General features: G+C 38.0%; 27 protein-coding genes. 12 read left to right on the top strand and 15 right to left on the bottom strand.

From position 1 onward, the window contains the following. Positions 1-17: 17 nt before the first annotated feature. Genes JTI58_RS12900 through JTI58_RS12890 form a run of 3 tightly spaced genes read left to right on the top strand, consistent with a single transcriptional unit; the run spans position 18 to position 4782 of the window. Positions 18-1448 (top strand): ABC transporter permease, encoded by a 1431-nt coding sequence (locus JTI58_RS12900; protein WP_205441433.1) that lies wholly within the window; start codon positions 18-20, stop codon positions 1446-1448. A gap of 13 nt (positions 1449-1461) precedes the next feature. Then, positions 1462-2958: an ABC transporter permease gene (locus tag JTI58_RS12895; protein WP_205441431.1), complete on the top strand. Its 1497-nt coding sequence runs from the start codon at positions 1462-1464 to the stop codon at positions 2956-2958. Positions 2959-2970: 12 nt separating this feature from the next. After that, the gene (locus tag JTI58_RS12890) at positions 2971-4782 is read left to right on the top strand and encodes an ABC transporter substrate-binding protein (protein WP_205441429.1); all 1812 of its coding nucleotides are present in this window, start codon (positions 2971-2973) and stop codon (positions 4780-4782) included. A gap of 650 nt (positions 4783-5432) precedes the next feature. On the opposite strand, the gene JTI58_RS12885 is transcribed toward JTI58_RS12890, so the two are convergent. After that, positions 5433-6014 (bottom strand): phosphatidylglycerophosphatase A family protein, encoded by a 582-nt coding sequence (locus JTI58_RS12885; RefSeq protein WP_054549790.1) that lies wholly within the window; start codon positions 6012-6014, stop codon positions 5433-5435. 113 nt (positions 6015-6127) lie between these two features. Here JTI58_RS12885 and JTI58_RS12880 point away from each other — a divergent pair, with 113 nt between their 5' ends. From JTI58_RS12880 to JTI58_RS12870, 3 genes are all read left to right on the top strand, one after another. Next, positions 6128-6847 carry an alpha/beta hydrolase gene (locus tag JTI58_RS12880; RefSeq protein ID WP_205441427.1) on the top strand — a complete coding sequence of 240 codons (720 nt, stop codon included), beginning with the start codon at positions 6128-6130 and terminating at the stop codon, positions 6845-6847. An 83-nt stretch (positions 6848-6930) separates the two neighbouring features. Then, complete coding sequence (locus tag JTI58_RS12875) at positions 6931-7446, top strand: YjcG family protein (RefSeq protein WP_205441425.1); 516 nt, start codon at positions 6931-6933, stop codon at positions 7444-7446. 3 nt (positions 7447-7449) lie between these two features. Next, positions 7450-7878 (top strand): GNAT family N-acetyltransferase, encoded by a 429-nt coding sequence (locus JTI58_RS12870; RefSeq protein WP_205441423.1) that lies wholly within the window; start codon positions 7450-7452, stop codon positions 7876-7878. A gap of 120 nt (positions 7879-7998) precedes the next feature. On the opposite strand, the gene JTI58_RS12865 is transcribed toward JTI58_RS12870, so the two are convergent. The 6 genes from JTI58_RS12865 to JTI58_RS12840 all read right to left on the bottom strand — a co-directional run bounded on the left by JTI58_RS12865 (position 7999) and on the right by JTI58_RS12840 (position 10843). Further along, positions 7999-8247: a stage VI sporulation protein F gene (locus JTI58_RS12865; RefSeq protein ID WP_141904781.1), complete on the bottom strand. Its 249-nt coding sequence runs from the start codon at positions 8245-8247 to the stop codon at positions 7999-8001. 131 nt (positions 8248-8378) lie between these two features. Then, positions 8379-8552: a YjcZ family sporulation protein gene (locus JTI58_RS12860; RefSeq protein ID WP_205441421.1), complete on the bottom strand. Its 174-nt coding sequence runs from the start codon at positions 8550-8552 to the stop codon at positions 8379-8381. 65 nt (positions 8553-8617) lie between these two features. Beyond that, a complete protein-coding gene (gene spoVAE, locus JTI58_RS12855) occupies positions 8618-8977 on the bottom strand; it encodes a stage V sporulation protein AE (RefSeq protein WP_205447265.1) in 360 nt (119 codons plus the stop codon). A 16-nt stretch (positions 8978-8993) separates the two neighbouring features. Continuing rightward, positions 8994-9989, bottom strand: coding sequence for a stage V sporulation protein AD (locus JTI58_RS12850; RefSeq protein WP_205441412.1), 996 nt, complete (start codon positions 9987-9989; stop codon positions 8994-8996). After that, entirely contained in the window at positions 9983-10438 is a 456-nt protein-coding gene (spoVAC, locus tag JTI58_RS12845) for a stage V sporulation protein AC (protein WP_205441410.1), read from the bottom strand. The genes JTI58_RS12850 and spoVAC overlap by 7 nt, the downstream gene beginning before the upstream one ends. Continuing rightward, positions 10439-10843 carry a YhcN/YlaJ family sporulation lipoprotein gene (locus tag JTI58_RS12840; protein ID WP_243456013.1) on the bottom strand — a complete coding sequence of 135 codons (405 nt, stop codon included), beginning with the start codon at positions 10841-10843 and terminating at the stop codon, positions 10439-10441. It lies immediately after the preceding gene. 133 nt (positions 10844-10976) lie between these two features. Between JTI58_RS12840 and JTI58_RS12835 the strand changes: the two genes are divergently transcribed. After that, positions 10977-11501: a CotY/CotZ family spore coat protein gene (locus JTI58_RS12835; RefSeq protein ID WP_004230953.1), complete on the top strand. Its 525-nt coding sequence runs from the start codon at positions 10977-10979 to the stop codon at positions 11499-11501. Between the two features lie 441 nt (positions 11502-11942). Here JTI58_RS12835 and JTI58_RS25235 read toward each other — a convergent pair. After that, a protein-coding gene (locus JTI58_RS25235; protein ID WP_431844410.1) for an IS3 family transposase occupies positions 11943-13246 on the bottom strand; the annotation gives its coding sequence in 2 pieces (ribosomal slippage) (positions 11943-12818 and positions 12821-13246; 1302 coding nt in all). 130 nt (positions 13247-13376) lie between these two features. On the opposite strand from JTI58_RS25235, the gene JTI58_RS12820 reads away from it, so the two are divergent. Continuing rightward, complete coding sequence (locus JTI58_RS12820) at positions 13377-13631, top strand: hypothetical protein (protein WP_205447568.1); 255 nt, start codon at positions 13377-13379, stop codon at positions 13629-13631. On the opposite strand, the gene JTI58_RS12815 is transcribed toward JTI58_RS12820, so the two are convergent. The 6 genes from JTI58_RS12815 to JTI58_RS12790 form a co-directional block, all read right to left on the bottom strand. After that, on the bottom strand, positions 13626-14027 hold the full coding sequence (locus JTI58_RS12815) for a hypothetical protein (RefSeq protein WP_243456009.1): 402 nt from the start codon (positions 14025-14027) through the stop codon (positions 13626-13628). The genes JTI58_RS12820 and JTI58_RS12815 overlap by 6 nt on opposite strands. A gap of 53 nt (positions 14028-14080) precedes the next feature. Beyond that, a complete protein-coding gene (gene mgtE / locus JTI58_RS12810; protein ID WP_205441406.1) occupies positions 14081-15457 on the bottom strand; it encodes a magnesium transporter in 1377 nt (458 codons plus the stop codon). Positions 15458-15895: 438 nt separating this feature from the next. After that, positions 15896-16831, bottom strand: a complete 936-nt coding sequence (locus tag JTI58_RS12805; RefSeq protein ID WP_205441404.1) for an RluA family pseudouridine synthase — start codon at positions 16829-16831, stop codon at positions 15896-15898. Then, positions 16806-17600: an NAD kinase gene (locus JTI58_RS12800; RefSeq protein ID WP_205441402.1), complete on the bottom strand. Its 795-nt coding sequence runs from the start codon at positions 17598-17600 to the stop codon at positions 16806-16808. The genes JTI58_RS12805 and JTI58_RS12800 overlap by 26 nt, the downstream gene beginning before the upstream one ends. After that, positions 17597-18268: a GTP diphosphokinase gene (locus JTI58_RS12795; protein WP_205441400.1), complete on the bottom strand. Its 672-nt coding sequence runs from the start codon at positions 18266-18268 to the stop codon at positions 17597-17599. The genes JTI58_RS12800 and JTI58_RS12795 overlap by 4 nt, the downstream gene beginning before the upstream one ends. A 56-nt stretch (positions 18269-18324) precedes the next feature. Continuing rightward, positions 18325-18708, bottom strand: coding sequence for a UPF0738 family protein (locus JTI58_RS12790; RefSeq protein WP_205441398.1), 384 nt, complete (start codon positions 18706-18708; stop codon positions 18325-18327). Positions 18709-18834: 126 nt separating this feature from the next. Here JTI58_RS12790 and JTI58_RS12785 point away from each other — a divergent pair, with 126 nt between their 5' ends. The 4 genes from JTI58_RS12785 to JTI58_RS12770 all read left to right on the top strand — a co-directional run bounded on the left by JTI58_RS12785 (position 18835) and on the right by JTI58_RS12770 (position 21651). Next, positions 18835-19422 (top strand): CYTH domain-containing protein, encoded by a 588-nt coding sequence (locus JTI58_RS12785; RefSeq protein WP_205441377.1) that lies wholly within the window; start codon positions 18835-18837, stop codon positions 19420-19422. Positions 19423-19450: 28 nt separating this feature from the next. Continuing rightward, positions 19451-20221 carry a lytic transglycosylase domain-containing protein gene (locus JTI58_RS12780; protein WP_205441376.1) on the top strand — a complete coding sequence of 257 codons (771 nt, stop codon included), beginning with the start codon at positions 19451-19453 and terminating at the stop codon, positions 20219-20221. Between the two features lie 220 nt (positions 20222-20441). Then, positions 20442-20849: a globin domain-containing protein gene (locus tag JTI58_RS12775; protein WP_004227447.1), complete on the top strand. Its 408-nt coding sequence runs from the start codon at positions 20442-20444 to the stop codon at positions 20847-20849. Continuing rightward, entirely contained in the window at positions 20842-21651 is an 810-nt protein-coding gene (locus tag JTI58_RS12770; protein ID WP_205441374.1) for a DsbA family protein, read from the top strand. The genes JTI58_RS12775 and JTI58_RS12770 overlap by 8 nt, the downstream gene beginning before the upstream one ends. A gap of 748 nt (positions 21652-22399) precedes the next feature. On the opposite strand, the gene pepF is transcribed toward JTI58_RS12770, so the two are convergent. Continuing rightward, positions 22400-24217: an oligoendopeptidase F gene (gene pepF, locus JTI58_RS12765; protein ID WP_205441372.1), complete on the bottom strand. Its 1818-nt coding sequence runs from the start codon at positions 24215-24217 to the stop codon at positions 22400-22402. Between the last annotated feature and the right edge of the window lie 49 nt (positions 24218-24266).

Below are 24266 nucleotides of genomic sequence, written 5' to 3'. Positions count from 1 at the left end.
ACGTTTGGAGGAAATGCATGGTTACTTCAAAAAATCATTTAAAACCTGAGAAATTTATTTTCTTTTCTACGGTTTATCAAAAACTAATGCATCAAAAGCCTTATCATCTCATTCTTTTTCTTTTAAGTATTTTAGTTCACCCTTTTACATACTTTATCTATCGGAAAAGAAAACATTCTAACACTTATGATCAGGCTTTTGCATTGCGTAGTCAATACTATCTAGAGCATGGGCTGGTTGCTCGCTGGCAAAAAGAATTTGAGCAACAAGAAATAGCAAAAGCTACATTTTTTAAAGATGCTGTATTGGAGTCACAAATTCAGGCAACAGCCAAGCAATTAGCTCAAAGAAAACTACAACAGCTAGTGGATCAAGATTTACAAAAAGAGGGCATACAACAACTATCCTATGACCAATTTTTTAATCAGCAACTAACAAACAAACGTTTTGTAGCCCTTACCTTTCTACCAGCTGTTTTATTTTATGTAGTACTGATCTTATTTGCGAATCCATTTCTGCAATTTATCATTGAACGTATTTTACAAAGCTTCATTGTGATTGTTGGTGTGGCTACATTAGTGTTTACCATTTTATATTTATCACCATTTGATCCTGCAAGAAACTTACTCGGAGTTGAAGCAACACCTGAGCAAATAGCAAACTTTAATCGCATTCATGGTTTGGATCAACCTTATTTATCGCAGCTATGGAACGCATTATCTGGCCTATTTACTTTTGACTTAGGCACATCCTTTGCAGGTAAAGAAGATATAACACACAGCATTGCTACAAAATTCCCTGTCACACTTGAAATAGCCGTGTTGTCATTGTTAATGGCTATCGCCATAGCTATTCCAGTCGGTATTATTTCAGCTGTTCGTCCAAATTCATATTTGGATTATACATTTATGTTCATTGCTTTAATCGGCTTATCCATTCCAAGCTTTTGGCAAGGTTTAATTTTTATTTTGACATTTGCTCTAAAGCTACAATGGTTTCCAGCCACCTATAATCCTCATAATTGGTTATCGCTCATTATGCCCATTATCGTCTTGGGAACATCCATTACAGCATCCATTGCTAGGATGACAAGGTCGAGTATGCTTGAGGTGATTCATGAGGACTACATTATTACAGCAAAAGCAAAGGGCTTAAATGAATTCAAAGTCATTTCAAAACATGCCATTCGCAATGCCATGATTCCGATTATTACGGTGATTGGACTTCTTTTTGGGGGTATGTTGGGAGGCGCATCTGTAACAGAAAAGGTATTCAACATTAGTGGGATTGGCAGCTATATCGTCGATAAGCAATTTATCCCTGATATTCCAGCCATTCTTGGCGGCGTTGTTTATATCGCCATCACCATCTCGATTGTCAATTTATTCATTGATATCATGTATGCCTTTTTTGATCCACGCATTCGCTCGAAAATGAAGAAGTCTTAAAGGAGGATCACCTGTGAAAAACATCTTACATGTCAAACTACTTTTGAAGATTACACAGGAATATGTCAATTCTCATTTTACTTTTGTCTTTTCCTTACTGTTTTCTTTACTATTTCTAGCCTATAGCTATAATTTTTCCAGCAATAGCTGGCGACCTGTGGTTCTGCTCTTTTTTGTTATTTATGCCTTTACCACGGCATATGTTGCCTTCGTCAATTTACGAATTAAAAAGGATTTAGCAAAACATGGTGACATTCAAAAAAGCACTCGAATGTTTGGCTATCCCCTTTTAGTAACGATACTGTCAGGCAATATTTTTTCGACATCCTTTGCATTTATGCTTGTGTCAAAAAGTAAGACTGCAGAATATACTTTTGCTGCCTATGCCTTTATCACACAACTATTCATCTTAGGTATTGCAGCGTTGAATTTATTTAAGCCATATGTGACAGATACCTTTTTACTGGCAATGGGCGTTTTCTTGGTACTCTCGCTTCTTTATATCGTGATGGCCGTTTTATGTACAAAATATGTCACAGCAACTGAGGCACCAAAATGGATGCTCATTCCAGGTATTGTCCTGCTATTGGCCACTTTCACTGGTAATCTATTTGCGACTTTACTAGGATATAGCCTTATTCAAAAGGCTCGAAAGGCTAATCCATCTTCTATTGAGAAGTGGCAAAAAATATGGGAAAAGATTTTACGCAATACGATGGCTGTGTTCGGCTTATTCTTTATTATTTTCATGTTTTCGTTGTCCGTTACAAGCTCTTGGACTTTTGACTATGACTTCGCTACGGAAAATAACTATGGAGCATTGCTACAAACACCGACATTAGAATATCCACTAGGTACAGATAATTATGGCCGAGATTTATTTTCTCGTATTGTATTTGGGGCACAAATATCGTTAATCGTCGGATTTTTCTCAACGATTATCCCCGCAGTTATTGGTGGAGCATTAGGAGCATTTTCAGGCTATTATGGTAAATCCACTGACAATATCATCATGCGGAGTCTCGATATTTTATATGCTATTCCTGGGATATTGTTAGCCATTGCTATTATCGCCGCTTTTGGTGCTAATACGGTGAATCTCATTATTGCACTTAGTGTTGGGGCAATTCCAACCTATGCTCGTACAATGCGGGCAAATGTTATGCAGCTTGCCAATTATGAATTTGTAGAATCGGCTAGAGCTTTAGGTGCATCTGATGCTGCTATTATTTTCAAGCACATTGTCCCCAATTCTTTAGCACCAATGATTGTGAAAGCAACATTAACGATTGGCGGAGCTGTTATTTCAACAAGTAGTTTAAGTTTTTTAGGGCTAGGTATTGAGCCGCATATTCCCGAATGGGGCAATATTTTAAAAGTTGGTAGTACGTACCTGGAGACACATTCATATGTCGCTATTTTCCCAGGTCTTTGTATTATGCTTCTTGTCCTCTCCTTTAACTTCTTAGGAGACGGTTTACGAGATGCTTTAGATCCAAAAACAAATTAATCGGAGGTAACTATGAAGAAATTACTTGTATTTTTATTCGTTGCAGTACTAGCTTTGGCTGGCTGTGTACAAACAAAAACTGACGTAGAAGGCAGTAAAGATTCAAAAGATAGTGACAAGAGCAATGGCAAGATTGCCATTGAAGTATTAGGAATGGCAGCTTCTGAAGAAGATATGAATATTGTACGTGACCAATTAGTAAAAAATGGTTTTGACGTAAAGCTAAATATTCAACCAGATTACGGTTCTTTCTCTGCTCAAAAAGAAGCAGGTAACTATGACCTTGCTCTTTCAAGCTGGACGACAGTTACAGGGAACCCTGACTATGCTGTTCGTGGTTTATTTAAAACTGGCGGTGACTACAGTGTGGTGGCAGATTCAAAATTAGATGCATTAATTGATGAAGCGAGCACATTGACTGGTGAAGAAGCAGCAGCCAAGTATAAAGATTTAGAGCAATTATTAGTATTTGATCAGGCTTATATTGCGCCTTTATATATTTCCAATAAGTATCAAGGGATCTACTCTGAACTAGTAAACCCTAAAACAGTTCTTTTACCAAAATCTCGTGCACAAGTTTGGGAAAAAATCGAATTTAATGATACATCTAAAAATGCAACAGAACCTTTAATTTTACACCAAACAATCAATTCTCTTACTTCACTTGACCCGATTAAAGGGAATGATGGTTCAATCAACACATTAAACACAAATATGTATGTTCGTCTTGTTAACTTAACAGACACAGATGAAGTTGTTTCAGATGGTTCATTATCTTATAACCATGTAATGGCTGAAGGTAATCAAGAATATTACTTCATTTTACGAGATGATATCCACTTTGCAGCTGTGAAAGATGGTGCTGCTGTTGATACGGGGGAATTAGTGTCAGCTGAAGATGTAGTCTTCTCATTAAATCGTGCAAAAGATGCTAACTCAGTACCAGATCACCGTACTTATAGCATTCATGAAAATATTGAAACAGTGGAAATCGTTTCTGATTTAGCTGAATTAAAAGATAAAAAAGTATCTGGCTCTGAGCAATCCGTTTTAGATGCATTATCTCAAAGCCTACCTGCTTCTGTAGCTCAGTTAGCAAAAGAAAAAGGTACTGTTAATAATGCGGCAGGTGCATACCAAGTTGTTAAAATTACAACACCTACACCTTTCCCACAAGTATTAAATTATTTAGCACACCAATCTGGTGGTATCGTGTCTGAAAAACAAGTAACAAGTATTAATACGTATGATGTGGCTAACTATAACCCTGACAAGGACATTGCCTATGGTGATCAAGCTACTGTAACAGAGGGTTCAGCAACATTCAATAACCAGCTATATGCAAGTGGTCCTTACATTTTAGTGAAGAAAAATGATTATGAAGCACAGTTTGTGAAAAACCCTGCATATCGTGCTGGCAGCGAATACGAGCCAAAAATTGCTAAAATCAATGTCCGTTTCATCTCTGATGTTGATAGTGCCCTATCTGCATTACGTAATGGTGAAATTCATGTTCTTCAAACAGTATCAGAAACGAAACTGGATATTGTAAAATCAGATGCTAAATTAACATTAAATACGGCAGATAGTAATGCTGTTTCCTACCTACAAATGAATACATCTGGCCGTGCAGTTTCTGATTCAGCAGATTTACGTAAAGCAATTCTATACTCTATTAACCAAGACGAATTCATTAGCTATTACCAAGGAAATAAAAAACCAGCTGTATCCACAGTCTCTCCATTAATTGATACTGGTTTAAAACTTGAAGCAGATAGCGACAAGGTAAAAGAATTTGTAAAAGCATATAACGATAATAAGTAGTACAAATTAGAGCCTTCTCAAAATTTGAGAAGGCTCACATGTTGTTGAAAAAAGATCATGTCACTAGCAGAAAAAGACCTTTTGGCAAGGCGAGGGGTTGATTTCCGTTCCGCCAGCGTCCTTTCCAGGGGGCGTCCGATGAGCCGCTTCACTCACTTCCGTTCGCTCCAGGGTCTCCTCTGTGACGCTACATCCCCTAGGAGTGACGCTGGCTCCACTCCAATCAACCATTCTGCAAAAGTGTCTTTACTTTTTTCATAGCAGCATAGCGATTAAATAGCCCATTATCTGTATTCTTAGAGAGAGGATAGGCTCTTATTTTCAATGTGGAGAAGTGACGCGTGACAACACCTCCTCCTAAAGAGTAGTGAACACCTCCACTTTATGTGAAAACCTTTGCTAAAAAGATTACGTTTTTTGGATTGGAGTGGAAGGCTACTTGACTCCCGTGGGATAGCGAGACAGGCGAGCCCCTGCACGGAGCGGTAGCAGAGGAAGCGGCTCGGCGCTCGCCCACAGGAAAGCAAGTAGCCTGTAACGGAAATTCATTTTCACTTTTCACAAAAATTCTATTGATTGTTTTGTTTTTCAACACTATGAGAGCCTTCTCAAAATTTGAGAAGGCTCATTTTTAATAGTAGAAACTCATTTTATATTTCATTATGTGATTTTGGTTTTGGTCCTAGCTCTTCAGGTTCGATATCAGCAAATGTTTCGCCTTCCTCTTCTAAATCACGCATACGATGTGCAATTCGTGAAGCCGCTGAAGCTGCTATACTACCAACCAAATCATCTAAGAACGTGTTGACATGATGTCCAGGTTCTGTATCTAGTTTTTTGATAATCCCTATTTTTTGCTTGTCTAAGTGACCAAAAGTGGTAACGGCAATGCTGCCATATGTAAAAACAGATCCTAGTGCGATTGTTTCGTCTACACCAAATAAACCTTCATCTGATTCGATAATTTGCTGTAGTGGTGAAGATAATAATTTCTTCTCTGCTAATTCATCTAATTCAATTCCTACTAATAAAGCATGTTGTACTTCTCGCTTACGTAATACACGTTCAACAGAATGAACACAATGCTCCAGTGTTAAACCTTCATTATAGGTTTTTTGCATTTCGTAAACAATTTGCGCGATATCCTCTATCGCTACACCTCTACGAATTAATGCGGCTTGAGCTGCCTTTGCTACTTCGTCAGAGTGCACACGAATACTTTTATTATGCATAATTAACCCTCATTTCGATTTTTATTGCTAGTATAATGCTAGCCCAACCTATTATACCTTTACTTACGTAATATGGTACAATTTTGTTACAAACATAAGAAGGAGTGTCATCATTGGATAAGGGAACAGTACAGGATTTAACATTTTACAGTGAGTCATTACAGGAGGAATTACAGCTCTATATTTATGTTCCTGCAAATTATTCTCCACTATATAAATACAATATTTTAATCGCATCAGACGGTAAAGACTACTTCCAACTTGGCGGTATTACAAAGCTAGCTGATGAACTGATTGATGACTATGAAATCGAAAATTTAATTATTGCATTTGTTCCTTACAAAGACATAAAAGATCGACGACATAAATATATTCCGAGCGGTGAGCAACATGAATCCTATCTTCGCTTTTTAGCACATGAGCTAGTACCGTATTTAGATCGTGAGTATGCCACTTACCAAATGGGTATGAGTCGTGGAGTGATTGGTGACTCTATGGCTGCTACAGCTTCCTTAATGGCTGCTTTAAAGTACCCAAGCATCTTTGGCAAAGTCATTCTACAATCACCATACGTTGACGCTGATGTGTTAAAGGCTGTTGAAAATTTTAAAGATCCAGGGTCCATTTCTATCTACCATATTGTCGGCAAAGGCGAAGATCAGGTTGTGACAATGGATAAAACCATCAAAGATTTTTTAACACCTAATCGTCAATTGCATGATCTCATGATCAGTAAAGGGTTTACTACATTTTATGACGAGTTCGATGGCAATCATACATGGAAATATTGGAAACCAGATCTTCGACGTGCATTAATCGAAAATTTCAATTAATATTAGGCGATTCAAATTACGAAAACTGAAATTTCTGTTATACTTAATTAGAAAAATTGTTTATTTTCGGGAGGTAATGGACTATGAAGTACGGTATTGTGGCATTTCCATCAAAAAAATTGCAAGATTTAGCGAACACTTATCGCAAACGATACGATCCTCATTATGCGAAGATTACACCGCATATGACATTAAAGGACAGCTTCGATGCGTCTGAAGAAGAGATTCAAACCATCGTCAAGCAATTAGATGAACTTGCTGCTAAATATGCACCTTTAAACATTCATGCATCTCGCATAAGTTCGTTTTTCCCTACAACAAATGCGATTTACTTCCGCATTGAACCAACAGAACAATTAGCGGCATTCCAACATGCACTTCAAGACAGCATCCCTAAAGGGGAAATGAAACATGTATTTGTTCCTCATATTACAATCGCTCAAAAAATGTCAGCCTCTGAGCATGACGATATCTTTGGACAATTACGTATGACAGGCGTTGATGAAAAAGATACAATTGATCGCATTCATCTTTTATATCAACTAGAAGATGGTTCATGGACAACATACGAAACATTCCGTTTATCTGGAGCTGAGTGATTGTTGTATAACGTAAAAATTGTTGAAACAAAGCAAGAACACGATGATGCCTTTGCTATTCGCAAAAAAGTGTTTGTTGAAGAGCAAGGTGTTCCGCTTCATCTAGAATGTGATGCTGAGGATGCAACTGCAACACATTTCATTATGTATGATAACGATGAGCCTGTAGGAGCAGCACGTTTACGCAGTATTGACAACAAAACAGCTAAAATTGAACGTGTTTGTATTTTACAATCTCAACGTGGCAAAAAATTGGGCGCTTTAATCATGAGGGAAATGGAGAAGCATGCCATTTCTATCAATAAAAAAACCTTAAAACTTCATGCACAAAGCTATGCTATTCCCTTCTACGAAAAGCTAGGCTTTACAGTTACCTCACCTGAGTTTATGGATGCAGGTATTCCACACCGTGCTATGGAGAAAAACATTTAATGAAAGGGTGTTACGATATTTACAATGTCGTAACACCCCTTTTTTAAGAGACGAATTCGCTTGCCACCATTTATCTACTCTATCGTAACAAGCAGCATTGCCAAGTAGATATGCCATGCGCTACTTCATCATTCTAGTGATTTTATCTAAATCTAGTGATGCGCCATCTTGAATAATAGATTGTACTAATTTATCTTCTAACTCTTGCGTAATCGATCTGTTAGATATTTTAGCAACACGTCGTACAATTTTTCTTACTTGTTTTTCACTGGTAAAATCCGCATGTTGAATGGCATTGGCTAATGCGAAGATTTCATCCATCGATACACCTGTTTTTTTCTCAATCGAATTAAAAAACGAGCGATGCATGTTTTCCCTCCTATCATTAAAACTCAATATGACCTTGCATCTTGCACGAAACATTTCGCAAATGGTGGAGGCTTTAGCTTTTATTTAGCATTTCCTAAATAAAAGCTAAAGCCTTTATTATGTTCATCAAATTAGATGTAAGTAGCGCCAACAATAATTAATAGAATGAATAGTACAACAATTAGAACAAATGTAGAACCATAACCATAGTTGTTGTTGCCTCCAGAGTATCCTCCGCAATAGCTATTGTTCCACCCACCAACGTTAGTTCCATACGGTTGTGAGCCCCAGCCTTGGTATCCCATAAAAGCACCCCTCCCTTCTACAACCTATAATATGTTTCGGTCGTAAAAATGGGAGGGGTATTCGTCTAGTCAATATTTCCTTTTGGTCTAAATATTAATGCACCAATAAAGCCAAACACGATAGCAGCGCTGATTCCTGAGCTTGTTACTTCGAACATGCCTGTTAATACGCCAACAAGTCCATGCTTCTCTGCCTCTGCTAGGGCACCATGGGTTAATGAATTCCCGAAGGATGTAATGGGTACTGTAGCTCCTGCTCCAGCAAAATTAATTAGTGGCTCATATAAACCCATACCATCTAATATGGCACCGAGGACAACTAACGTACTTAGTGTATGCCCTGGTGTTAAATTGCCAACATCCATTAATAATTGGCCTATGACGCAAATAATGCCTCCAACAATAAATGCAAATACAAATGTCATAACCATGTTTTTTGCCTCATTTCATCGTAATTTCTATTGCATGTGCCGTACATGGAATTGTCTCGCCTTGCTGATAGGACAGAGGAGATAATAACGCCCCTGTTGCTACTAGTAATACACGCTTATAGCTCCCTGCACGCATTTGTTGAATAACATAACTAAAAAAAACAGCTGCTGAACAGCCTGCTCCACTTGCACCCGACTGGAATGCTTCATCCTGTCCATAAAATTCGGCACCTGCATCACGCAATAACGTGAGCTCTTCATTTTTCACGCCATTTTCAACAAGCATTCCTTTCAATAGCTTTAACCCAAGCTGTCCCAAATCACCTGTTAAAATTAAATCGTAATGATAAATTTTTTGGTTTCTTTGTTGTAAATGAGATTGAATCGTTTGAAAGGCAGCTGGTGCCATCGCTGCACCCATATGGAAAGGATCATCCATACCATAATCAACGGACTTGCCAATTGTTGCCGCTTCTATTGAAGGATACTCCTCGCGATGCTTCCCAATTAGTGCATATCCAGCAGCGGTTACAGTCCATTGAGCTGTTTGTGGTTTTTGCGCTCCATAATTGATGGGATAACGAAATTGACGTTCAATTGCATTATGTTGACTGGAGGCACCTGCTAATGAAAAATTAGCAGCACCTAACTCTGTTAACAGGCATGCAATAATGACTGAAGATACTGATGTGGCACAAGCCGAAAATAGTCCAATAAAGGGGATTTCTAAATCTCTAGCGGCAAAATTAGTCGGTGTCATTTGATTGACTAAGTCCCCACCCATCAAATAGGCGATATCACCTTTTTGTACGCCCAATTTTTTCATAGCAAATTCACAGGCTTCTTCGATCATTTTGCGATGCCCCTGTTCATTTGTTTTCATTTGCCAACGTTCATCATCATAAACAGAGTCAAAATATTGACTAAAAACACTCCGATTCTCTAAAGGACCTGCTACCACTCCACCTGCTAAAAGAGAGGGCTTCGATTGAAATACAATTACCATGAAACCACTCCTATCGTCACAAGGATGTATTTAATAAGCGCTACAAAAAACGCGGACACTACACCAAATAAAACAACCGACCCTGCTAATTTAAATAAATTTCCGCCGACTCCCAATACTAACCCTTCTGAACGATGCTCGATAGCCGCCGAAATAACGGCATTCCCAAAGCCTGTTACTGGTACTGCCGATCCTGCTCCAGCAAATTGACCAATTCTTTTATAAAGACCAAGACCTGTTAAAATCATGGCAAAGAATACCATCGTTGCAACAGTTGGATTTCCTGCTGTTGCCTCCGTAAAATTGAAGAAAATAATATAAAAAAGAGACACAGCTTGACCAATTGCACAAATAAAACCGCCAACGAAAAAGGCTTTTGCTATATTTTTTAAATAAGGGGGCTTGGGTGTAACATTTTGCTCTAACTGTTGATATTGCTCTTTTTCCATTTATGTCTCCTCCTTTGCAAGCTCTATTAGTTCTGTAATTTTATCGCTCAATTTATTATCTTCCACTTGATCCTTTTTTATTTTATTGGCTTCATAAAAAATTTTATAATCAGCGGAGACAAACACATCCTTGTTTGGATATTTCTCTTCAAATTTTTTTTGCAACTTTTTCTCTAGCTTAGTCTTTTTCCACTTTTTCCATGGTTCAATTTGTACTGCAACAAGCATACTATCGTCATATTGGATAACCGTCGAACGATCAACATAGTCTTCTTCTTTTATAAGGGCTTCGACTTCACTTTCATTTTGCGGCGACCCATAGACAATAAATTTTTCCTTTTCAGCACAACCATTTAACAGCGATAAAACAACTAAGAGCGGTAACGTCATTCCTAGTAGCCTCAAGTTTTACCCTCCTTTTCTTTACAGTTTCTCCACACATAAAAAAACTATTCATTCAAAGATATACACAAAAGCCCGAGTCCAGTTTTCAAAAGTACATATTGTAGAAGTAGTAACAAGGAAAGGGGGTGACAATATGGGTTGTGGTAAGCCAACAAATCCTATTGGACCAATCCATTCAGCAGGCTGCGTTTGTGACGTAGTTCGCGCTATTTTAGATATTCAAAATCAAGCGGTGCGAGATGAGTGTTCTCCATGTACAGCTAACTGTTTCTTAGAGCCACTAGGTGGGATTGTTAGTCCTGCACGCTCTCAAGCAGATACACGTGTATTCATGTTAATTACGAAAGATGGTACTCCTTTCAAAGCATTCTTTAACTCTCCAACAGCAGATCCTTGCATTTGTACATCCGTATTCTTCCGCGTAGAAGATATGTTTGATGAATGCTGTGCTACTTTACGTGTTTTAGAGCCATTATGTACATTTGACTCTAGTGAAAGTACAGTAGACTTACTAAGCAAAGACGGTTGTTGTATAAACATGAAGAAAATCTGTAAAGTAGATGACTGGAGCTCAACTGATAGCTGTATTACTGTAGACTTATCTTGCTTCTGTGCTGTACAATGTATCGCTGATGTTGACTTAGGGATTTGTGACTAATTCTTTCACCTTTGACACACACACATAAAAAAAGTGTACGGCATCCTCTGCTGTACACTTTTTTCTTAGTGTTGAAAAACAAAATTGTCAATTGAAAGGTAGAAATGAATTTCCGTTGCAGGCTACTTGCTTTCCTGTGGGTGAGCGTCGAGCCGCTTCGTGCAGTGGCTCGCCTGTCTCGCTATCCCACGTGATTCAAGTAGCCTTCCACTCCAACCTACAAAAGTGTTACCTTTTTAGAAAAGTTTTTCAATAAAGTGAAGTTGTTCACTACTCTTTATTAAGAGGTGTTGTCACTCATTAAAAATACAGATAATGTGCTATTTGATCGCTACTCTACTATGAAAAAAAGTAAAGACACTTTGCAGAATGGTTGATTGGAGTGGAGCCAGCGTCACTCCTAGGGGATTTAGTGATCTGACCCCAAAAATATAAACTTTTTTACGAAGCTTTTCGATACTCAACGGGACTTTTTCCGTTGAGTTTTATTTTTATCCGTTCATGATTGTAGTAGTGGATATAGTCTACCAACGCTTTTTTGAATTCTCCGTAGTTTCTAAACGTAGTTGTGTACAGAAATTCTGATTTCAGAATACCAAAAAAGCTTTCTATCACGGCATTATCTAAACAATTTCCTTTCCGTGACATACTTTGCTTGATTTCGTGCGTTGCCAATAACGCTTTAAAACGTGGTATTTGATATAACCATCCTTGATCAGAATGAATGATTAAGCCACTCTTTTTCGATAACTTTGTATACGTAAACGCCTTTTTAAAAGACTGTTGAACTAACTCAAAATTAGGTGATTTTGATACCTCATATCCAACGATCTCTCGATTGAATAAATCTAATACAGCCGATACGTAGATTTTTTGACCATTTATTTTAAACTCTGTGACATCGGTTACCCATTTCTGATTGGGTACAGTGGCTTCAAAATCACGTTGAAAGACATTCTCTGCGACATAGCCCACCGTTCCTTTATACGAACGGTATTTTTTAGGGCGTACTGTCCCTTTTAAGCCCAATTCTTTCATCAATCGTTGGACCGTTTTATGGTTGATGAAAATCCCTTCATTTCGGAGGGCAAGACAAATACGACGATAGCCATAACGCCCCTTATGGTGATGAAAAAGTGTCTGGATTCGTTCTTTAATCGCCTGATATTTATCTGGTTTTACCCATTTTTGAAGATGATAATAATACGTACTTTTCTTAAGTTTCGCGACTTTTAATAGAGCTTGAAGTGGAAATTCCAGCCTTAGCTCATACACAGCTCTCACTTTTTCTTGGATGTGAAGGCATCCTTTTCTTGAACTAAGGCTTTCAACTTTTTTAAATAGGCATTTTCCATCCGTAAATACTCAATTTCCGCTTTTAACTCTTCCGTTGTTTTTTCATTTAAATCGGACGAAGGTGGTTGTTTTTTTGGCATTGATTGGTGCTCCTTTTCTATTTGATAGAGCGCCTCTCCAGCCTTAGACATCCATTGTTTTTTCCATCTCCGAATGGTTTCACGAGAAGGAATATTAAACTTGGCAGCAGTCTGAAGGAGCGAATCGCCCGTCTCTATCAGGTGTTGAATTACTTTTATTTTAAAAGAATCTTCGTAATTCGTGAACCCTTGAGGACGAATAATTCCTTCAACGCCATGATATCGATATAATTCAATCCATAATCGAATGTACTGTCGATCCCTCTTTAATCTATTGGCAATCTGATACGTACTTTCCTTTTCTTCAATGTAAGCTAGAACTGCGGCTAACTTTTGTTCATCAGAAATCACTAACTGCACCCCCTATATTAAATTTTTCAAGTCCAATATTTTGGGTGCAGTTCATAGCGTCACAGAGGAGACCCTGGAGCGAACGGAAGTGAGTGAAGCGGCTCATCGGACGCCCCCTGGAAAGGACGCTGGCGGAACGGAAATCAACCCCTCACCTTGTAAAGTTGCTTTTTCTGCCGTTGACATCATCTTTTTTATGGTATCGGAAAACAAAACCATTCATAGAATTTTTGTGAAAGGAGAAATGGATTTCCAAATTAGGCGAAGGTGTGCTAGTGCCATTTTCTTTTTTCAGCAACATGAAAAGGTGTACAGCATCCCCTGCTGTACACCTTTTTTATAATGTTGGCAATTTTCTTCCACGCCAAAGTATTTGCTGTATATCTTCAAAATGAATGATTTCCTGTATTTTTAATTCTAATGATGTAAGCATTAAAGAATCACTCTGTACATCTGAAGCAGTACCAGTTAATTTTCTACCATCCTTTAAACAAACTAATAATGGCTGATAGGCTCTCTGACGAAATGGCTTTTCTAAAAATTGGAGCTGTTTCAGTAAATACGGATCTATTTGTACATCATCTACTGTATCATTTTTTTCTTCAGCCGTTTGCTCATCGAACATATTGTCCTTTACATATACAGATGTACTTTCATCCAAATCAAGTTCATGTAACACCTTAGAAATATTCAAAAAATATGATGGTGACTTTATAAACAAGCGTGGTTCTTGATCCACTTTACTCACTTCCCTTTTTTCCATACAATATGCGAAAGTAAGCAAATTGGTTCTTAGCCTATTTGGCTTAAAAAAACTGTCGCTAAGCCCAAGTAAATTAAAATACTTGTAATATCATTTAAAGTTGTAATAAAAGGTCCTGATGCAACAGCAGGGTCTATTTTTAGTCGATGCATTAACAATGGTATAAATGAACCTGCTAAAGTCGCCACTAAAATGGAACCACAAAGTGCTGCTCCTACTAACATACCTAGGACAAGTTCATGTTTCCAAAAATAAACGATCCCAATCACAATTAATCCACAAACAACGCCTGACATTAAGCCAGTACCTGCTTCACGTAAGAGTAACTTGAATTTACTATGTTCCTCTACGTCTCCTGTTGCAATCCCTCGAATCGCCACGGCTAATGCCTGTGTTCCACTATTTCCTGACGTTCCTGAAATTAAGGGAATAAAGACTGCAAGTAAGGCAACCTTATCTAAAGTATCCTCAAATTGGCCCATTAGGTTAGCTGTTAACATACCTAAAAACAGTAGAACCACTAGCCAAGGCAAACGTTTTCTTGCTGCTTGGAATGGTGTTACATCAAATTTATCCATATCCGAAATACCGGCTAATTTAGAGTAATCCTCAGAAGCCTCTTCATCAATTACATCAATAATATCGTCAACCGTGATAATACCAAGTAATTCCCCTTTATCATCAATAACAGGTGTCGCTAAGAAATTATAATCCTTCATAATTTGTGCGACTTCTTCTTGGTCATCACCCACATGTACCATCACGACACGTTCATTCATAATGGAACGAATAAGTGTATCCTCGTCTGCAATAATCAAATCTCGTAATGATATGACACCCGTCAGACGATGCTCTTCATCCACTACAAAAATATAATAAACAGTTTCTGCATCGGGTGCCTCTTTACGCAAAATGGCCATTGCTGAACGTACTGTTGAATTTTCTGGTATAGCGACGTATTCAGTTGTCATGATAGAACCAGCTGTATATTCATCATAGCTTAGTAGCTCATTAATATCTTCAGCCGCTTCTTCATCCATCATTTCCAAATAGCTTTCGCGCTGTGCCGTATCTAGTTCATTTAAGACATCTGCCGCATCATCTGCGTACATATGAGAAAGCATTTCTGCACCGTACGATGGATCCATTTCAGCTAGATATGCTTTATACTCATCATCTTCGATATCGATTGCCTCAAAAATATCAGCCATTTCTGTCGGAGACAAGAACGAATAGATGATCTTCCTTATATCAGGTTCCACCTTTTCGTAAAACGTTGCCTGATCATATGGATGAAGTTCTAAAAACTCATCACGGAATGCGTCAATATCATGTGCTTCTAGCATTTCTCGTAGATGTGCCTCATCAAATTGCACATCATCCTTTTCATTTCTTTCCTCTATCATGCTTGTCCCCTCCTTCCGAGCTTTCAATCATTTTACGGGCAATGCCGTAAATCTACCTTCTATATAATAGAGTGTATTGTACCTTTTCTGCAAACCCTTTTTTAAGTTATATTCATGAGTAACTGGGCAGAATTTTATAAATTTCAATAATACGCCTAAAAACATAACGATTTCTATTTTACTATACCTTACCTTTGTCACTTTGTTATGAATTAGGTGTAAAAATAATCTACTTACTATATCCTTTCGCCTCAAGATAATTATCGCTGACGCACAGATAAACAATACGTCCAATTTTCCCCTAGCTCTCGACCTCAAATCATACGACATGTGACAACTGTTAACGATCTCCCTCGTGAAGAAAGTCACCAGCTCAATCTACATCAAAAAATGATAAGGAGATGCTCGTTTGTGCGAACATCTCCTTCTATCAAAAATTTATGCATAAGCTTCCTTCAGTAACCTTTGCATGTCATCATTTAGCATACATGTAAAGTGTAATGGCACACTCGTTAAAGGATGTTCCATACTCAATGATACACAATGTAGTGCTTGTCGATCAATCTGATGACGGCTACCACCATAAAGGTCATCACCAACAAGTGGATGCCCAAGATGCGACATGTGCACACGAATTTGATGTGTACGCCCTGTATGCAATTGAAGTCGTACGTGTGACATTGGTTCAGCATCAACTATAAAGTGCTTTAGAACCGTTACATCTGTATGCGCATATTGGCCATCTTCTCGTACTTCTCTTTCAATAATACTGGCTTCTTTACGTCCAATTGGAGCTATAATCGATTGAAAATTGTGTTCGACATGTCCATGGACAATCGCTTCATATTGTCTTGAAATTTCCCTATTACGCTGAGCTAGACCTGTTAAATGATGAATATGAGCATGCTTAGCAATACAAAGCAAGCCTGATGTATCTCGGTCTAGCCTTGTAACAATATGAGCCGTAGAGGCCAATCCTTGCTGCTGAAAATAGCCACAAACTAAATTAGCAATGCTGTTGGTCGGATGCTCACGTGAGGGAATCGTACTTTGGTGTGCTGGCTTATTGAGCACTAAAATGGCATCGTCCTCGTAGACAATGGTCAAATCGCCATGCTCGACAGCAAGACCATCACTTTTTACTTCAGGAGGAAACGTCACTTTCACACAATCTCCAGCTTGCAGGATATGCCTCACATTACGTTCGACACCATTCACAGTCAACATGCCACCATCGAACTTAATAGCGGTTAGGGCTCGCTTAGAAATACGCCACTCTTGTAGAGCTTCTCGTAATAATTGGCCATCTTTCTTAGCCATAAATTGCAATGTAAAGCTTGTATCCATGTTATTCATTTGCGACAAACGATTCATGCACTCGCTCCCAAAATGGGAATGGTCGGAAACGGGCAAAACGTACTCTTTCATTTGCTACATTAAACGCTATGGCTTTGACATCACCTTGCGTAATTTGCAAGTGATCAACAGTCATATTAAAATTCTGTTCATTTACAGGACGTAACACACAATGGTGGTGTGCTGGCAAGATTAATGGTGATCCTACTGTCCTGAAAACACGGTTATTAATTGAGGCAATTTCAGTGACTTGGAGTGCCGCTAATGTGGGATGTATGATGGCTCCACCAAGTGCTTTATTGTAAGCCGTACTCCCAGAAGGAGTGGATACACAAAGTCCATCTCCACGGAAACGTTCAAACTGATTGCCATTTAATTCAACATCCATCACAAGTGTAACATCTGGCGATTTGACTGTTGCTTCATTTAAAGCCAGATACGTATTTGATTCGGCATTATGATGCTCCACCTTTACTTCTAGCAGTGGATATTCCACAACATTAAAATCCTTTTTAGCAATGGACAAAACTAGTTTTTCTAATTCAGATGGTTTCCAATCCGCATAAAACCCTAGATGGCCCGTATGAATACCAACAAAGGCTACCTGGTCTAATAAATGAGAGTAGCGATGAAAGGCATGCAAAAGCGTGCCATCTCCTCCAATCGAAACAACGATTTCTGGCGTCTCTTCATCATATGTTAAGCCAAAATCCTGTAAATAGGTTTTAGCAAGTTCCATCAGCTCGTTGGATTGTGCATCTCTACGTGATTGAATCGAAAATTTCATTGTGCGTCACGCTCCTTCTCTGTTAGTAAATTAGGATTCGATGCTTCTTTATATTCGCTAAAGTAGGCCTGTGCCTCTTGAATCTCACTACGAATGGATGACATTTCCTCATCCAACCGAAATGCTGCCTCTGCAGCACTTTGCAAGCGATTCTTAATTTCCTCTGGGAACATGCCCTTATATTTATAATTTAAAGAATGCTCTATTGATGCCCAGAAATTCATGGCCAGTGTTCGGATTTGTATTTCCGCCAATACTACTTTTTTTCCTTGAATCGTTTCAACAGGATACTCCACGATCATATGGTAGGAGCGATAACCACTAGGCTTATTATGTGTAATATAATCGCGTTCTTCCACTACGCGCATATCTTTTCGCTGACGAATAAGCTCTGTTACCGTTGCGATATCATCAACAAATTGACACATAATCCGAAGGCCAGCAATATCGCCAAGTTCATCACCAAGTTGTTTAGAAGGCTCAAAAGCTAATCCTTTTTCTAACGTTTTATCATATATACTTGCTAAAGGCTTAACACGTCCTGTGACAAATTCAATTGGTGAATTGGCATTAACAATACCAAATTGCGAACGCATGCCTTTTAATTTTACTTTTAATTCATCTACTGCTTGTTTATAAGGACTTAAAAATATTTCCCATTGTCCCATTGTAAAAACCTCCCGACATTCGGTATCGAACACCACCGTCTGTTCGTTTTGTCTTTCTATTCAGCGAGAATTGCCTTGAAGTGCTGCTCCACTGCTTGGACAAATTCTGCCCCATAATTGTAATTTCCTTCAATATTATACACGAGCATTTCCAATTCCTCGTAGAAATTTGTCAGCTCAATCGCTTCTTCACCAATTCGTAGTAATGGATTTTTCCCTTTTTGTAAAATATGTACAAGATTTTCCCAACTACTCGGTGGAAAACGCAAGTAATGATAGTCGTCACCTGCATCAAGTAAATAAATAAATGCAAAATCATCTGAATCTGCAATGAGTTGTCCAGCAGGTTTTAACTGTAAATTTACTTCATTGTCGTTTAAACTAAAATGAAGTTGATCTTGTTCAAAGTTCGATGTTTCTATTGTATAAATTTTACGCACGTGCGGTTCCCCTTTTCGTTGTACTCTTCCTCTTATTTTAGCACACAGGGTAAATAGTTGCAGTGTGTAAATATTAAATCAAGCGAAACAACGGATGAAAAATAAAAAATAAATAGGTGACGATAAATGACACAAGAAATTGAAATTGAATTTAAAAATCTATTAACAAAACAACAATACGAGCAATTATTACAAGACTTCCACATTAGCCAAAATGCTATTCACCGTCAAACAAATCATTATTTCGACACACCTAATCAAGCCATTCGCAAACTACAAAGTGGTCTTCGTATTAGACAAATTGATGATTATTACGAATGTACGCTCAAAGAAAAAAATGCCGAGCATGCACACCTTGAAACAACGGATGAAATAACAGCAATACAGGCGCAGCAAATGTTAGATGGCAAAGGATTTTATGCTCAAGAGGTAGCTAAAAGATTAGCTCTCCACCGGATTCCTTTAGAACAATTGCATGTATTTGGTTCACTCACTACAGATCGTGTCGAAATTCCATACAAAGAGGGGCTTCTTGTTTTTGATCATTCTTTCTATTTGCAGTGCGACGATTATGAGGTAGAATATGAAGCAAAAGATGCAATAAAAGGAAATAAAATTTTCGACGAATTTTTACAGCAATATGGTATTGAAAAGCAGGCTACTGATAAAAAAATTGCCCGTTTTATGAAAGCACTAAAAGCACAAAATTTATAAAAGTATAAAAAGGAAGGTGTCTGACTCCTTGGATATTCAATCATTAAAATCTTTACTTGAAATTCAGGCATTGCAAACACTTGGATCTAGTGAAGGTTCATCAACAAACAATTTGACAGACAATGATTCTATTTTTTCTGACATGATTAACGAATTATTAGGAGAAACTTCGACAGCAAGTAATGCCAAATTAGCAAGCTTGCTTGCTTCAGGCACATCAAATACTTCAAATTTCGTCAATCAACTGGCTACTTCGGAACAAGGTACATTAGAATCCTTACTTTACAAAGGCTCTAATGCTGTGTTTATACCTGAATCAGTCAAACAAGCATTAGCAAACACATATGCTAATACAAAGCTTGATTCCTATGTTTCGGACGATGTAATAGGTTCTACAGCTTATGCCAACTCACTAGCAGGTGCAAATGAATATACAGCCATTATTGAAAAAGCAGCTGCTACTTATCAGATACCCGCAAAGCTTATTGCAGCTGTTATCAAGCAAGAATCTAATTTTAATCCAACCGTAGTGAGCCATGCGGGAGCGCAAGGCTTAATGCAACTCATGCCCACAACAGCACAATATTTAGGTGTGACGAACGCTTTTGATCCAGAGCAGAATATTATGGCTGGAGCAAAATATTTGCGTCAAATGCTAGATAAATTTAATAATGACCCTACTCTAGCATTAGCTGCCTACAATGCTGGCGCATCTCGTGTTACAAAATATGGAGGTATCCCTCCTTTTAAAGAAACACAGAATTATGTCAAAAAAGTGATGAATTACTTTACAGTGTAATCGCATCTTTCCTGTTATCTATGCTTTTTCCAACAAATTTCACCCATTGTGGTGAAATTTGTGCTTTTGTAGCGAACAGCAATTCGAAAGAGCTCTTTGTTTGTGTTAACGAAAAGACGTTGATAGAATGAAGGTAGTCACAAGAATTTCACATTTTGATGAGGATGAAGTATACAAAGTGGTACTTTACGATATAAAGAATTAAAGGAGCATATAACTTATGAGTAGAAAATACACTGTTCCTTATGAGGAGCTGGGAGCTGAAAAACTGTCAGAACTCATTCATGCGTTCTATAAAAGAGTTGCTCAGCATCCTGATCTTATTCCAATCTTTCCAAAGGATTTAACAGAGACAGCCCGTAAACAAATTCAATTTCAAACACAGTATTTAGGTGGACCAAATCTTTTTACTGAAGAACATGGACATCCGATGATGCGTGCACGTCACATGAATTTTCCTATTACACCTGACCGCGCTCAAGCTTGGCTAGAGTGTATGTCAGAAGCAATGGATGAGGTAGGTTTGGAAGGGAAGTTCCGTGAAACTTATTATCAACGTTTAGTATTAACAGCTCATCACATGGTTAATACGCCAAATGACGATGAGGGGGAATTGTTACGTGAATAATATTCAAATGTTGCAAGAGCCAACGCCAACGATTTCTACTGCAAACAAGCCAATTGAATTGTATATTTTCGTAGATCCACTTTGCCCTGAAGCTTTCAGTATGCAAGCAACTCTTCGTAAATTACAACTTGAATACAACCATTACTTCACATGGCGCTTTGTTTTAAGCACAGAACTTACTTCTTTAAACTGCTTAAGTAAACGTGTCAAAGGTTGTATCTCAGGAATCGAACTTGATATTAATCACCCTGTTTTACCTTCTATCGCTATTAAAGCAGCTGAATTACAGGGGAAACGTGCAGGTGCACGTTATTTATCAAAACTACAAGAATATGTATTATTAAGTCATCAAGATGTAAACTCCTATGCAACGCTTTTAAAAATAGCTGAGGATGTTCAACTCGATATGAATGAGTTTACTGTTGACTTTGGTTCAAAGGAGGCAGCACGTGCTTTCCAATGCGATTTATATATTAAACGCGAAATGGAAGTGGAAGAAGTACCAAGTATCGTATTTTTCAATGAATGTATTGAAGATGAGGGACTAAAAGTTAGTGGTAGCTATTCCTATGAAGTTTATGAACATATTTTACAAGAAATGCTGAACGAACAGCTTGTCCGTCAGCCATTACCATCAATAGAGGACTTATTTTCTAAATTCCATACTCTTTCTACAAACGAAATAGCTTTTATCTATTCATTAACAGAGCAAGCAGCAGAGCGTGAACTAAAGAAACGCATGCTGCAACAAAAGCTCGAACGAATCCAAACTACTCACGCTACGTTATGGCGTCTTAAATAATACAATAAACCAAAGGGACTCCAATCATCATGATGGAGTCCCTTTCATGTTGTTGAAAAAAGATCATGTCAATAGCAGTAAAAGACCTTTTGACAAGGTGAAGGGTTGATTTCCGTTCCGCCAGCGTCCTTCCAGGAGACGTCCGATGAGCTGCTTCACTCAATGCGTCTCCTCTGTGACGCTATCTACCATGCTGAAAAAGTGTCATTTCCTTTTCCTTCATACTAACAGTGGAGAAGCGATGAGTGACAACACCTCTCCAAAATGAGTAGTATACGCCTTCTCCTTATTTGGAAATCGCTAAAAAGTTAACGTTTTCGGCGCTCGCTGACAGGAAAGCAAGTAGCCTGCAATGGACTTCCATTTTTACCTTTCACAAAAATTCTAGGGATGGTTTTGTTTTTCAAGATAACGCAAAATACAAAGAAGCGCCTCTATCCTCGACCGATAGAGACGCTTCTTTTTCACAAAGGGGATGGGAGAAATGTTCACGTTCAAACAAAGGGGTGTATGTTTGTTTTGTGATTTATTTCACAAGAATTACTCTATCATGGAATAATATATTTAGCAATGAAACCAATACTAGATTCACAAATTTGTCAAATAGAAAGCGATTACAAACAGTATTTTTCCAAGATGCACACTTTTAAACTATTTAGAAATCAAAAAAAATCATTATTCTTTCATTTCAAATCACTCGCACGCTAACAGAAAAAGGGCTGTAGGAATATTTCTCCAGCCCTTTTAATTAATTATTCAACAATAATTTTTCTAATTCATTTAAACGCTCTTCAAATACTTTACAAGCATCTTCAATTGGCTTAGCTACGTTCATATCAACGCCTGCTGCCTTTAATACTTCAATAGGGAAATCAGAGCATCCTGCTTTTAAGAAGTTATTAATATAACGTTCTACAGCTGGTGCACCCTCCTCTAAAATTTGTTTACTCAATGCTGTAGCGGCTGATTTACCAGTCGCATACTGATAAACATAGTAATTATAGTAGAAGTGTGGAATACGAGCCCATTCTAAGCCAATTTCCTCATCTACCACCATATCATCACCGAAGTACTTTTTGTTTAATTCATAATAAACCTCTGTTAAACGATCTGCTGTTAATGACTCACCATTCTTATCCATTTGATGAATAAGATGTTCGAACTCTGCAAACATGGTTTGTCTGAATACAGTACTTCTGAAACCATCTAACCAATGATTTAATAAGTATATTTTTTGTTGAGGGTCATCAATTGTTTTCAGTAAATAGTCATTTAATAACTCTTCATTGCATGTAGAAGCAACCTCTGCCACAAAAATAGAATAATCTCCATAAACAAATGGCTGGTTGTTGCGTGAATAATAACTATGAACACTATGGCCAAATTCATGTGCTAAAGTAAATAGATTGTTCACGTTGTCTTGCCAATTCATTAAAATATACGGATTCGTACCATAGGCGCCTGATGAATAGGCTCCGCTACGCTTCCCTTTATTCTCTAAAACATCGACCCAACGGTTATCCAGTCCATTTTGGACGATGTTTTGATATTCTTCCCCTAATGGAGCTAAAGCTTTTACTAAAATATCTTTCGCTTCATCATAAGTGACCTTCATTTCCACCTCTTTAACAAGTGGCGCAAATAAATCCCACATATGCAATTCGTCTACACCTAATAATTTCTTACGCAACGAAATATAACGTTGCATAGCTGGTAAATGCTTATGAATTGTTTCCACCAGTTGATCATAGACATTTTCTGGAATAAAATTATTAGACATGGCTGCGTGTCGTGCAGATTCATAATGACGAATACGTGCACTCACATTATGCTTCTTCACGTTACCTGTTAGCGTTGCCGAGAACGTATTTTTAAACTTGCCATATGTTTCGTACATAGCTTTAAATGCGCCTTCACGTACTGAGCGATCCTTGCTCTCTAAAAACTTGATATAGTTACCATGCGTAAGTTGTACCTCTTCCCCCTCTTCATTTTTCACATGAGGGAAAACCATATCCGCATTGTTTAACATGCTGAATGTATTCGAAGCTGTACCTGTTACCTCAGACATTTGCGCTAGCAATGCCTCCTGTTCGGCTGGTAATACATGTGGACGTGCCATCGTAATTTCTTTTAATGATTGCTTATATAGTTGTAGGTCTTGATTTTCTGTTAAGTAGCCTTCAATCGTTTCTTCACTTAATGATAAAATTTCTGGCGTTAAATAGGAAAGGCCAGCTGAGATACTCGTTGCCAATGTTTGAATACGGCTGTTCATATCTTGATAAAAGCTATTTGTCGTATCTTGATCATAGCGCATATGAGCATATGTGTAGAGCTTCATTGCACGTTCATATATATGATCATGATACTGCAAAGCTGCTAATAATGCCTCTGCCCCATTATTTAAAGTACCTGCATAGCTAGGTGCTTGTTTAGCAAGCTCTGCAACCTCCTTCAATTCCTCTTCCCAAGCTGCATCTGTTGCGAAGATATCCTCTAAACGCCATGTTAATTCTTCTGGTACTTCTTTTCTAACCAAAACCTGATTACTGTTACTAGCCATGTATGCCAGCCCCCTTTATATGTGCTTTTTTCCTTTTACTCTCATATTT

Source organism: Lysinibacillus fusiformis, assembly GCF_016925635.1.
Classification (GTDB): Bacteria; Bacillota; Bacilli; order Bacillales_A; family Planococcaceae; genus Lysinibacillus; species Lysinibacillus fusiformis_F.
This window is presented reverse-complemented; position numbering and strand designations above follow the sequence as displayed.